Source organism: Microcystis sp. LE19-84.1B, assembly GCF_027531875.1.
GTDB lineage: Bacteria > Cyanobacteriota > Cyanobacteriia > Cyanobacteriales > Microcystaceae > Microcystis > Microcystis panniformis.
In genome coordinates this window covers 1-11,115 of sequence record NZ_JAPZSR010000420.1, presented here as the reverse complement: position 1 = coordinate 11,115, position 11,115 = coordinate 1, and the positions used below count along the sequence as shown (strand labels likewise).

Annotated in this window: 12 protein-coding genes; 10 read left to right on the top strand and 2 right to left on the bottom strand. The window is 43.9% G+C overall.

The window, feature by feature from the left end; genetic code table 11:
• Nucleotides 1-54 precede the first annotated feature (54 nt).
• Both O9324_RS23520 and O9324_RS23515 read left to right on the top strand, forming a co-directional pair.
• Nucleotides 55-231 (top strand): DUF4089 domain-containing protein, encoded by a 177-nt coding sequence (locus O9324_RS23520; protein WP_002740449.1) that lies wholly within the window; start codon nucleotides 55-57, stop codon nucleotides 229-231.
• On the top strand, nucleotides 228-1,559 hold the full coding sequence (locus O9324_RS23515) for an AtzE family amidohydrolase (protein WP_288141465.1): 1,332 nt from the start codon (nucleotides 228-230) through the stop codon (nucleotides 1,557-1,559). Before O9324_RS23520 ends, O9324_RS23515 begins: the two co-directional genes overlap by 4 nt.
• A 326-nt stretch (nucleotides 1,560-1,885) precedes the next feature.
• Here the strand turns inward: O9324_RS23515 and O9324_RS23510 are convergent, their stop codons facing one another.
• On the bottom strand, nucleotides 1,886-3,055 hold the full coding sequence (locus O9324_RS23510; RefSeq protein ID WP_288141464.1) for a glycosyltransferase family protein: 1,170 nt from the start codon (nucleotides 3,053-3,055) through the stop codon (nucleotides 1,886-1,888).
• A gap of 165 nt (nucleotides 3,056-3,220) precedes the next feature.
• On the opposite strand from O9324_RS23510, the gene O9324_RS23505 reads away from it, so the two are divergent.
• The 8 genes from O9324_RS23505 (at nucleotide 3,221) to O9324_RS23470 (ending at nucleotide 10,265) form a co-directional block, all read left to right on the top strand.
• Nucleotides 3,221-4,498 carry a glycosyltransferase gene (locus O9324_RS23505; RefSeq protein WP_288141463.1) on the top strand — a complete coding sequence of 426 codons (1,278 nt, stop codon included), beginning with the start codon at nucleotides 3,221-3,223 and terminating at the stop codon, nucleotides 4,496-4,498.
• Complete coding sequence (locus O9324_RS23500; protein WP_287732896.1) at nucleotides 4,485-5,276, top strand: MOSC domain-containing protein; 792 nt, start codon at nucleotides 4,485-4,487, stop codon at nucleotides 5,274-5,276. Before O9324_RS23505 ends, O9324_RS23500 begins: the two co-directional genes overlap by 14 nt.
• Before the next feature lie 45 nt (nucleotides 5,277-5,321).
• A complete protein-coding gene (locus O9324_RS23495) occupies nucleotides 5,322-5,468 on the top strand; it encodes a hypothetical protein (protein ID WP_288141462.1) in 147 nt (48 codons plus the stop codon).
• 101 nt (nucleotides 5,469-5,569) lie between these two features.
• Nucleotides 5,570-6,631, top strand: a complete 1,062-nt coding sequence (locus tag O9324_RS23490; RefSeq protein WP_002758983.1) for an Mrp/NBP35 family ATP-binding protein — start codon at nucleotides 5,570-5,572, stop codon at nucleotides 6,629-6,631.
• A gap of 21 nt (nucleotides 6,632-6,652) precedes the next feature.
• Nucleotides 6,653-7,933: a rod shape-determining protein RodA gene (gene rodA / locus O9324_RS23485; RefSeq protein WP_288141461.1), complete on the top strand. Its 1,281-nt coding sequence runs from the start codon at nucleotides 6,653-6,655 to the stop codon at nucleotides 7,931-7,933.
• 10 nt (nucleotides 7,934-7,943) lie between these two features.
• On the top strand, nucleotides 7,944-8,165 hold the full coding sequence (locus O9324_RS23480; protein ID WP_052277127.1) for a DUF2283 domain-containing protein: 222 nt from the start codon (nucleotides 7,944-7,946) through the stop codon (nucleotides 8,163-8,165).
• 42 nt (nucleotides 8,166-8,207) lie between these two features.
• Nucleotides 8,208-9,185: an MvdC family ATP-grasp ribosomal peptide maturase gene (locus tag O9324_RS23475; protein ID WP_288141460.1), complete on the top strand. Its 978-nt coding sequence runs from the start codon at nucleotides 8,208-8,210 to the stop codon at nucleotides 9,183-9,185.
• 105 nt (nucleotides 9,186-9,290) lie between these two features.
• Nucleotides 9,291-10,265 (top strand): MvdD family ATP-grasp ribosomal peptide maturase, encoded by a 975-nt coding sequence (locus O9324_RS23470; RefSeq protein ID WP_288141459.1) that lies wholly within the window; start codon nucleotides 9,291-9,293, stop codon nucleotides 10,263-10,265.
• 219 nt (nucleotides 10,266-10,484) lie between these two features.
• Here O9324_RS23470 and O9324_RS23465 read toward each other — a convergent pair whose 3' ends face one another.
• Nucleotides 10,485-11,018, bottom strand: a complete 534-nt coding sequence (locus O9324_RS23465) for a GNAT family N-acetyltransferase (RefSeq protein WP_288141458.1) — start codon at nucleotides 11,016-11,018, stop codon at nucleotides 10,485-10,487.
• Nucleotides 11,019-11,115: the final 97 nt, after the last annotated feature.

Genomic DNA, 11,115 nt, shown 5'->3' with positions numbered 1-11,115 from the left:
AGCGCTGCTTTCAGGCAACTCTTTATCTCCTTCACCCCAGCCGGAACGAAATCTATGAATAACCCAGAAGAATACGTTATAATCATGGCGAAAATCCTAGATTTAACCATTCCCGATCGCTATTTAAATTCTGTGGTTGAAAACTGGCAACGCTTGCAAGAAATCGCCAGTTTAGTGACAGAATTTCCCTTAGAGGATGACGGGGAAAGCGCCCTCAGCTTTGAACCATGACTATTTCTGTGTGCAATTTAGCTCGATCGATCCAAAATCGTCAAACTAGCGCCTTAGAAGTTATTAGCCAGACTTTGGCAGTGATAGAGGTGAAAAATCCCCATTTAAATTGCTTTACCGACATTTTACAGCCTAGGGCGCTCGCTCAAGCCCAAAAAATCGATCAAGCGATCGCCAATGGGGAATCCGTCGGCCCCTTGGCAGGAGTCCCCTTCGCCGTCAAAAATCTCTTTGATATCGAGGGTATTGTCACCCTTGCTGGTTCCAAAATCAATCGAGATCACCCTGCCGCCGGACAAGATGCGATCGCTATTCAAATCCTAGAAGCGGCTGGGGCAGTTTTGGTGGGGGCGACCAATATGGATGAGTACGCCTACGGTTTTGTCACCGAAAATGCCCATTATGGAGCCACTCCCAACCCCCTCGATCCTAGTAGCGTCTCGGAAGGATACTCCGGCGGTTCCGCCGCTGCCGTTGCCGCTAATTTAGTGCCTCTCGCCCTCGGTTCCGATACTAATGGTTCCGTGAGGGTTCCCGCCGCTTGCTGTGGCGTGGTGGGGCTAAAACCCACCTTTGGGCGCGTATCCCGTCAGGGGCTATTTTTGTTCGTTAGTAGTTTGGATCATCTGGGATTTTTTAGCGACAATGTGGCGGATATGGCGGCTATTTGGAGTCTTTTTGCCAAAAATCACCTTAAAACCCCTTTAAATGGCTTAGAGGGCGTAAAAATAGCCCTTGCCGACGATTATTTTCAGCAGGGAGCCGAACCAGAAGTAATCGAGGCGGTGACAGCGATCGCCGAACGTTTAGGAGTTACCAAAAAAATCACCATTCCCGAAACCGCCCGCGCCAGGGCAGCCGCCTATATAATTACCGCTTCCGAGGGCGCAAATTGGCATTTACCGCGTTTACAGACCAGATTAGAGGATTTTGACCCCGCAACCCGGGATCGCTTCTTGGCGGGGGCATTAATTCCCTCTAGCTGGTATTTACAGGCTCAACGTTTTCGCCGTTGGTATCGCGATCGTCTGCGAGAGATTTTCACCGAAGTCGATATTATCCTCACCCCGACGATTCCCTGTATTGCGCCGCCGTTAGGAGTAGAAAAAATGATTATTGACGGGCAAGAGCTATTAATTAGACCCAATTTAGGCAGATTCACCCAACCTTTTTCTTTTATCGGTTTACCTGCCCTTTCGTTGCCGATTAAACGCCCATCCCGGCTACCGTTAGGTTTACAAATCATCGCCGCACCCGATCGCGAAGAGTTAATCCTAAGGGTAGCCAGGGTTTTAGAAGAAATGCTCATAGATATCCCGCACAAGTGAGATTTCAAGGGCTTACTTCCTCTTAAAATCCCTAATTTAGGCACTTATTAAGCGAAAAGGTTACTTTTATAGTCTGAGTAGGGTTGGCTGAATAAATGTGAAATATAGACGAGGTAAGGGGTTTGAGGGAATGTTTGGCGAAGCAGCTGCAAGATTTTCAAGCTAGTGGCTCAAAAACCTTGCATCTTGAGCGGCTGGCGTCCTGGTAGGTCTTCAAATAATATCTGTAGGGGCGAAGCATTCGGGCAATAACCTATCGCTGAAACCGTAGATTTTCTATCCGAATGCTTCGCCCCTACTTTTTCAGCATACCCTAAGTAAACAATCTACTGAATGGGAGACTCCTTTTCAATCACATCTAACCAAGCGGCAGCCGATCGCTCCCAAGTGTCAGTTAGGGCAATTTGACGACATCTTTCGCGCTCTTGGGCTAAAAGCTGGGGATTTTTCAGTAATTCGACAATTTTCCAGGCTATAGCTTCCTGAGTAGCCGGATCGGTTACTTCCCCCGGCACTTTCACACAGTAGTCTTTTTCTCGAAAAACAGCAAAATCCGTCACCACCGGCAGACAACCCACCACTGCCGACTCGCGCACAGAAATACAATCGATCTCACGATAGGTGCAACCGTAGTAATGAATAGCAGAGCGAGCTTTTTCCTCGATTAGTTGACGATAACCCATCATTCCCCGATCAACTACCCCCGCACTAGCTTTAATCAAAGCGATTAAATTATCGCACCATTCCTTGCGATCGCCAATGCTATCCCGTTTAGTAAAACCATAGTAGAGATGTAACTCGGCTGCGGGAATTGCCGCCTTGATAATCGGCCAGCCATGCTTTAACATCGACTCTAGGCCGCGATAATAACGAGAGGCATAGACTAGACGATAGGGAAGATACTCACTTTCCGGCACTGTCTCACTTACGGCCAAAAGGGAAGTATCGATACCATTAGGAACAATCGGACATTGATTATCGGCACAGAAATCCAGTAAATCCCGTTGATATTGGCTTTTACAGAAAATTTTGTCATATCTAGCCAAAATTTCCGGGGTATAGGAGTCTGCCGGCACTTTAATATCTTGCCAATCAAAAAAAATTCGTTCTGCCTTGGTACCCGGACGGCAATAGGTGGGATGACGAGAGATCACCAATGTCTCAAAGTGATCCTGCCAATTCATGTGGTAATAATTAACATAGCGAATACCGTCCTGTTCCCCTTCCATACCCTCACAATTGCCAAAAATTGTCACTTTATAGCCGCATTTCGTCCATTCCTGCGCTAAAAAAGCCACCGATGCCTGGGTACCACTGGCCCCCCGTTGCCAAATTTCCGCCGGAAGCATGGGACGATATTTTTCTGTGTAAATAACGATCGATTTTTTCGGCCAACGACGGGCGCTCAAACGCTGTTTAATTTGAAATAGGGAAGGTGCGCTGGCCCGTAGCCATTGTTTGAGATTAGATTGTAGGGATGGAGTAGCTTGTGACACTCTTTTTCTCCAAGATCGAGGAAAAATAGGGGCGATGGGTGATAGAGTCTTAGTTTCTCGAATTTAACTCGATTTCTCAACTCAGTAGAACAATTCGAGCCTATCATATAATGGGTTCAAGTCAAAAATCAATCTTTTTATTGCCAGCTATCGACAAGGAAATCTATGAAAATTGTCATCCCGATCGTGTTTTATCGCAAAGGAGGAGTAGAAAGAGTCATTATCTCTTTAATACCTAGCTTATTAGAATACGTCGAAAAAATTATTATCGTTATTCCTCGTAATGACATTGAATATTTTAAGTCTTTAATGCCTGATTCCGATAAACTTATCTATGAGGACTTTGCTTTTTACCCCCAGAGTTTTGAGACAAAATTAATCTATTTTTATGGTCTTCTAGCGAATTTTTACAAAACCCTAAGACTGAATTCTATTCATCGTCTTTTCTCTCGTAGAATTGAACTTTTACGCATCGAAGCAAGAATTAATCAGATTATCAAGCGTTACCAAGCTGATCACTGTTTGTATGGGATGACTAATCGGATTTCTCCCCCCAATGTCAAGGTTACTTTAAGTGGCATTATTTATGATGTCTTTTGGCAATTTGCTCCCTTAACTTACTCAGAATCCTATCAAGAACCCTACAATGAAGCGTTAAAAGAATGGTTAGATCGGGCCGATCTACTCTTCACAATTTCCCAAAAAACTAAAGACGATGTTTTAAAAGTTTTTCCCAATGCTACCTATGCTAGTAAATTAAAAGCTGTACCCTTAGCAGGATTTGTCGAGCAGTCTAATCCCAAGAGTGATTTAGTCAAAAGTGAGCTAGTTACTTTTTATTTTCCCTCCTCCTTTGGTATCTACAAAGATCATCTGACTTTGCTCAAAGCAACTATACAACTAGCCAAAAAAGGCTTAAACTTCAAGGTTGTTTTGATTGGGAAGGAAACCGATAATCTAGTTAGTGGAAATCTGCAATTATCTCAACAATCCAAAACTCAAGAATACCAAGATTATCTCGCCGAATGTACCCGACTTTATCGGGAAAATCAAGAAATTTTCGAGAGTCATATCAAGGGATTAGGTTATCAAGACTATGAAACCTTACAATTTTATTATCAAACCTGTTCCTGTGTGGTATTTCCCTCAAAATACGAAGGTTTTGGATTAGCAATAGCGGAAGCCATTTTACAAGGTATTCCCGTTATCGCCTCGGATTTAGAAGTGTTTCAAGAACAGGTAGAATTATATAATTGTCCCGAAAGAGTGCAATTTTATACTAGGGGAGATGCGGACAGTTTAGCCAACTGTTTGGAACAATTTATCCTCAATCCAATTCCTCGCTTGTTACCCGAAGATATCCCCAATAAAATTAATCTCTGGACTTGGAAAGATGTGGCCAAAAAATATGTAGAACTACTGAAAGAAAATGCAGGTTACTGATCTCTATATCTACCCGATTAAATCCTGTCGAGGTATTCAATTATCCCAAGCTGAAGTGACTCCTAAAGGGTTACTCTGGGATCGGGAAATGATGTTAGTGGATGGCAAGGGTAAATTTATCACTCAAAGGGAATATCCGCAATTAGCCACCGTTTCTGTCACGATTACAGGAGATAAATTTTCTCTGCAAACATCTCAAGATTCCCTAACTTTCCAGCCTAATTTCACAGGAGAAAAAAGAGCGGTTCAAATCTGGGAATCTCAAACCATAGCCATAGATCAAGGGGATGAAATCGCTGAATGGTTCGAGAAAATTCTCGACATTCCTTGTCGTTTAGTGCGACAATCTCCCGATTATCCACGTCCCGCGAATCCTCGCTATGCGGGGAATGATCATACTCCCGTCAGCTTTGCCGATGGTTATCCAATTTTATTAACTAATACTGCTTCTTTAGAGGACTTAAATCGGCGTTTAGTTGCACCAGTGCCGATGAATCGTTTTCGTCCTAATATTGTTATTAGTAGCGATCGAGCTTTTAGCGAAAGTAGTTGGCAAAAGATCACAATTGGAGAGATAAATTATGCCCTAGTTAAACCCTGTAGTCGCTGTATTATCACCACCACCGATCAAGAAACAGGTAGGAGAAATCCCCAGCAAGAACCTTTAAAAACCTTAAGCACTTTTCGCAGTTTCCCCGGGGGCATCATGTTCGGAGAAAATGTCATCCCCGAAAAGACAGGTACAATTAAAGTCGGCGATCCTATTACCGTAATCTAGAGATATAGAGATATGGGGGGATAGGGGGAATGGGGGAATAGGGAAGTGGGGGAATGGGGAAATGGGGGAATGGGGAAATGGGGGAATGGGGAAGTGGGGGAATGGGGGAATGGGGGAATGGGGAAATGGGGAAATGGGGGAATAGGGAAGTGGGGGAATGGGGGAATGGGGGAATTTCAACTAAAACCCTAAAACCCTAAAACCCTAAAACCCCAACACCATCCAACACCCAACCCCCACAAGGTTAAGATAAATAACCATAAGAACAATACTTGACTAGAGACACTGAAACCATGCCCCTTGATACCGCATCGATTTTAGAAGTATTACGTCCCGTTCAAGATCCAGAACTGCAAAAAAGCCTAGTGGAATTGAACATGATCCGCAATGTGGCGATCGATGGCGGAAAAGTTAGCTTTACCCTAGTTTTGACCACTCCTGCCTGTCCTTTGCGCGAATTTATCGTTGAAGACTGCCAAAAAGCCGTTAAACAGCTGCCCGGGGTGGAAAGTGTCGCTGTGGCAGTAACTGCCGAAACCCCGCAACAAAAAGCTTTACCGGATCGCCAAGGTGTGGAGGGGGTTAAAAATATTATCGCCGTTTCCAGTGGTAAGGGCGGTGTGGGGAAAAGTACCGTGGCTGTCAATATCGCCGTCGCCTTGGCTCATTTAGGGGCAAAAGTGGGGCTATTAGACGCGGACATCTACGGCCCCAACGCCCCGACAATGTTGGGCTTAAATGACGCACAAGTGACGGTACAGGGCGCAAATGGCGAGATATTGGAACCCGCTTTCAACCATGGCATCAAAATGGTTTCCATGGGCTTTTTGATCAACCCCGATCAACCGGTAATCTGGCGCGGTCCGATGTTAAACGGCATTATCCGTCAGTTTCTCTATCAAGTCAATTGGGGCGATTTAGACTATTTAATCGTCGATATGCCTCCCGGTACCGGGGATGCACAATTAACTTTAATTCAATCGGTCCCCCTAGCGGGTGCGGTGATTGTCACCACTCCCCAGACGGTTTCTTTAATTGATGCGCGCCGGGGTTTAAAAATGTTCCAACAGCTAGGGGCGCGGGTTTTGGGTATCGTGGAAAATATGAGTTATTTTATCCCTCCCGATCAGCCCGATCGCTCCTATGATCTATTTGGGTCCGGTGGTGGGGAAAAAACCTCGCAAGAATTGGGCATTCCTTTACTGGGATGTGTGCCTCTGGAGATAGCCCTACGGGAGGGCGGTGATACTGGTGTACCAGTGGTTTTGGGGCAACCAGAATCGGCCTCAGCTAAAGCACTGATCGCGATCGCTCGTCAGGTGGCGGCGAAAGTATCCGTGGCAGCCTATAGTTAGTCAGTAAATGTGGGGAGAGAAATGGTGAGAAGACAGTCCCTTGTTAGTAGGAAACTAAGCGGTTTTAGTGAGCAGTTTAGCTTTATTTTCCGGGATATAGCCCAAATTGATTGGCTTTTGTTCGTTTTGGTGACGGGTTTAACCGTTTTCGGTGGTTTAATGATTCGTAGTGCCGAAAGGAACACCATTGCTCTCGATTGGTGGCAACACTGGTTATTTGGGGCCGGGGGAGTGGCGATCGCTGTATTTCTGTCCCGTTGTCGTTACGAAAGTCTGCTGAAATGGCACTGGTTAACCTATCTTCTCACCAATCTCTCCCTAATTGCGGTAATTGTCCTAGGGGTGACGGCGAATGGGGCGCAAAGTTGGATTAATATCGGCAGTTTTAACGTGCAACCGTCGGAATTTGCCAAGGTAGGTTTAATTATCACCCTAGCAGCCCTCCTACATCATCGTCCCGCCGATAATCTTTTTGCGATCGCTCGTGTCTTTGCCGTCACTGCCATCCCCTGGGTGTTAATTATGGCGCAGCCGGACCTGGGGACGGGATTAGTCTTTGGGGCAATTACCCTAGGCATGATTTACTGGGCTAATGCGAAACTCCCTTGGATGATTATCCTGTTATCTCCCCTCGCATCGGTTTTTCTGTTTAATTTACTTTTTCCTGCTTGGATTGTTTTAGCAATTATCATCGCTGTGCTTGCTTGGTTTACCCTTCCCTACCGTTTTTTATCTACTTTCATCGTGGTGGCAACTAATCTGGCAGTGGGTAAATTAGGCGAGGTTTTTTGGGGTTTATTAAAAGAATATCAAAAAGATCGTTTAACCCTATTTCTTGACCCAGAAAAGAATCCTTTGGGGGGAGGTTATCAATTAATTCAATCCCGCATTGCCATCGGATCGGGAGAATTATTGGGACGGGGATTACACCAAGGCACCCAAACCCAATTAAATTTTATTCCCGAACAACACACCGATTTTATCTTCTCCGTAGTCGGGGAAGAACTCGGTTTTGTCGGCAGTATTTTGGTTTTAATAGCTTTCTGGTTAGTTTGTTGGCGTTTGTTAGTCATTGCTAATACTGCTAAAGAAAACTTCGGTTCTTTAATAGCGATCGGTGTTCTCTCGATGATCGCTTTTCAGGCAATTCTTAATATTAGCATGACCGTGGGATTAGCCCCGATTACAGGGATTCCTTTACCCTGGTTAAGTTATGGACGTTCATCTTTATTAACCAATTTTATTGCCTTGGGTTTAGTGGAATCCGTGGCTAATTATCGCCCCCGTAAGCGTTTGTACTAAGGAGAACGCCATGAAAGTGACCTATGATCCAGTCGTTGATGCTCTCAAAATCACCTTAAGTAATGTGCCGATTGCAGAAAGCGACGAGCAGAGTCTGGGGGTGATTCTCGACTATGACCAGTCGGGGAACGTGGTGGGGTTAGAAATCCTCAATGCTCAGGAGCGGATGGACAATCCCCAGTCTTGTGAATATTCGATTCTGACCACTAAACCGGAATTAGTCGCCACTTAAGACAGGCAAAAAGAAATTTAAATATAGGAATTTCCCACTGATATGAAAGAATCGCCTAAAGTTGTTTTATTGTTGACCCATAGCGGCGATTTTTTCACGATTGACCGCGTGGCTGAGGCGATAGAAAAAAAAGGAGCCACACCTTTTCGCTTAGATACTGATAAATTTCCCTTAGAGGTTCAACTAACGGCCCAATTTAATGGGAAAAAAAGTTTTTATCAATTAACCTATAACCATCAATCTATTGATAGTGAACAGGTGCAATCTGTTTGGACAAGACGTATTTGGCAACCTGAACTAACAGGGGATTTAGACCCTCAGTTTCGGGAGGCTTGTGTGCGAGAATCCCAGACGACTTTGGCTGGTTTTTGGGATAGTTTAAGGTCAGCGCGTTGGTTAGATAATTTAGTGCAAATTGAGAAGGCTAAAAATAAGTTATTACAACTTCGTTTGGCCTCAGAAGTTGGCTTGATTATTCCCCCCACTTTAGTGACCAATAATCCCGATGCTGTCCGGGAATTCTTTTCCCAGGTTCAGGGACGAATGGTGAGTAAATTGTTAACTGCGATCGCACGCAGTATGGAGTCGCCGGAATTTTTTCTTTATACCAGTAGGGTGAAAGCAGAAGACCTTGAGGAAGCGGAATCTTTACGTTATTGTCCTATGGTTTTTCAAGCGGAAATTCCCAAACAATTAGAGTTGAGAGTTGTCGTGGTTAATGGACAAACATTTGTGGGTGCTTTAGAATCTTCTCAGTATAATCATTCAGCCGTAGATTGGCGAAGACCGGGTATTGATCCAGGCGCTTGGCAACATCATACTTTACCCGATTCACTATTGCAGCAACTTCAGATTTTTATGGCTAATTTAGGGTTAAATTTTGGGGCCTTTGATTTTATCTTAACTCCTGGGGGTGAATACGTCTTTTTAGAAGTTAATCCGGGTGGTGAGTGGGGAATGTTAGAACGGGATTTAGATTTACCTATTTCCAATGCGATCGCTGATTTTTTAGTATGCTAAAAATCAAACCAAAACCTAATCAGGATTTTGAGGATTTTAGGATTATCAAGATTCTCAATCCCAAATCTAATCAGGATTCTCAATCCCAAATCATCAAGGAGATTTATGACCGTTTTACTTATTACTTTTAGCAACGATAATGAAAGTATTCCTCTGGTAGTCAAAGCCATAGAAGCTATGGGTAAAAAAGCCTTCCGTTTTGATACCGATCTCTTCCCGACAGAGGTAAAAGTTGATCTTTACTCAGGGTATAAAAAAGGCGGAGTTATTACCGATGGAGACCAAAAATTAGAGCTAAAAGAAGTTTCTGCTGTCTGGTATCGACGCATGAGATACGGACAAAAATTACCCGATGGGATGGATCGTCAATTTCGCGAAGCTTCTCTTAAGGAATGTCGGTTAAGTATTCGAGGAATGATTGCTAGTTTATCTGGGTTTCATCTTGATCCAATTGCTAAGGTAGATCATGCTAATCATAAACAATTGCAGTTACAAGTGGCGCGACAATTAGGTTTATTAATTCCGGGGACTTTAACTTCTAATAATCCTGAAGCTGTCAAGCAATTTGCTCAGGAGTTTGAAGCGACGGGAATTGTGACTAAAATGCTTTCTCAATTTGCTATTTATGGAGACAACCAAGAGGAAATGGTTGTTTTTACCAGTCCTGTTACTAAGGAAGACCTAGATAATTTGGAAGGTTTGCAATTTTGTCCCATGACTTTTCAGGAAAACATTCCTAAAGCTTTGGAATTACGCATCACTATCGTCGGTGAACAAATATTTACGGCGGCGATTAATTCCCAACAATTAGACGGCGCTATCTACGATTGGCGAAAAGAGGGAAGAGCGCTCCATCAACAATGGCAACCCTACGATTTACCGAAAACTATTGAAAAACAACTACTTGAATTAATGAAATATTTCGGTCTTAATTATGGTGCAATTGATATGATTGTCACACCAGATGAACGTTATATCTTTTTAGAAATTAATCCCGTTGGCGAGTTTTTCTGGCTAGAACTTTATCCTCCTTATTTTCCCATCTCCCAGGCGATCGCTGAAGTCCTCGTCAACTCATAAACCAACAAATACAGAGCCAGAGTATTTGATCGCATCGACGAGGCTCTGACTCCCGATTCCCCCCGACTCCTGACTTGAAAGAGGGTGTAGGGTGTGGGGTGTAGGGTGTGGGGAGAATAAATAAAAATAATCTCCCGTCTCCTGTCTCCTGTCTCCTGTCTCCTATCTCCTGACTACTGACTACTGACGACCGGCTCCTAACCCCACCAACAAACTTTTTCAGCAAACCCTACTTAATTTCCAGACCAAGACTTTCTCTCGTGCTTCTATCAGATTCATGCCGATTTTTTCTAAAACTCGCTTTGAAGCTATATTATCGGGAGCGCAGCCAGCGGTCACTGTTTGCATACCCGGTTGAGAAAGTGTCCAGTCCATCATTGCTTTTGTCGCCTCAGATGCGTAGCCTTGTCGTCGATATAACGGCGCTACTTGATAGCCAATTTCTACAGCATCTGTGGGTAAACCTGTGACATCAGGAATAATTTTGACCATCACATGACCAATAAGAGTATTGTCTGCTTGATGAATAATTAAACTCCCCCACCCCCACTCATTTTGTAAGGGGAATTGCAGCAAAATATTCGCAATATCAGGGAAAGCTTGAATCAACTCTTGTTCGGCCCAGTCAGCAGCAACTTTTACCCCCAAAATTGTTACTAATTCATCGATACTTATGATTGCCGCTTTCAGAAGTTCAAGCTTTAAGGGGACTAAATATAATCGTTCCGTCACAAGTTTTTCCAGTGCTTTCATTTGATAAAACTCCTATACCAGTTATCAGTTATCAGTTATCAGTTATCAGTTATCAGTTATCAGTTATCAGTTATCAGTTATCAGTTATCAGTTATCA

Excerpts from the sequence above, each read along its gene's own strand:
- O9324_RS23520 (WP_002740449.1), top strand. The coding sequence starts at position 55 with ATGAATAACCCAGAAGAATACGTTATAATCATGGCGAAAATCCTAGAT.
- O9324_RS23515 (WP_288141465.1), top strand. The coding sequence starts at position 228 with ATGACTATTTCTGTGTGCAATTTAGCTCGATCGATCCAAAATCGTCAA.
- O9324_RS23505 (WP_288141463.1), top strand. The coding sequence starts at position 3,221 with ATGAAAATTGTCATCCCGATCGTGTTTTATCGCAAAGGAGGAGTAGAA.
- O9324_RS23500 (WP_287732896.1), top strand. The coding sequence starts at position 4,485 with ATGCAGGTTACTGATCTCTATATCTACCCGATTAAATCCTGTCGAGGT.
- O9324_RS23490 (WP_002758983.1), top strand. The coding sequence starts at position 5,570 with ATGCCCCTTGATACCGCATCGATTTTAGAAGTATTACGTCCCGTTCAA.
- rodA (WP_288141461.1), top strand. The coding sequence starts at position 6,653 with ATGGTGAGAAGACAGTCCCTTGTTAGTAGGAAACTAAGCGGTTTTAGT.
- O9324_RS23480 (WP_052277127.1), top strand. The coding sequence starts at position 7,944 with ATGAAAGTGACCTATGATCCAGTCGTTGATGCTCTCAAAATCACCTTA.
- O9324_RS23475 (WP_288141460.1), top strand. The coding sequence starts at position 8,208 with ATGAAAGAATCGCCTAAAGTTGTTTTATTGTTGACCCATAGCGGCGAT.
- O9324_RS23470 (WP_288141459.1), top strand. The coding sequence starts at position 9,291 with ATGACCGTTTTACTTATTACTTTTAGCAACGATAATGAAAGTATTCCT.
- O9324_RS23465 (WP_288141458.1), bottom strand. The coding sequence starts at position 11,018 with ATGAAAGCACTGGAAAAACTTGTGACGGAACGATTATATTTAGTCCCC.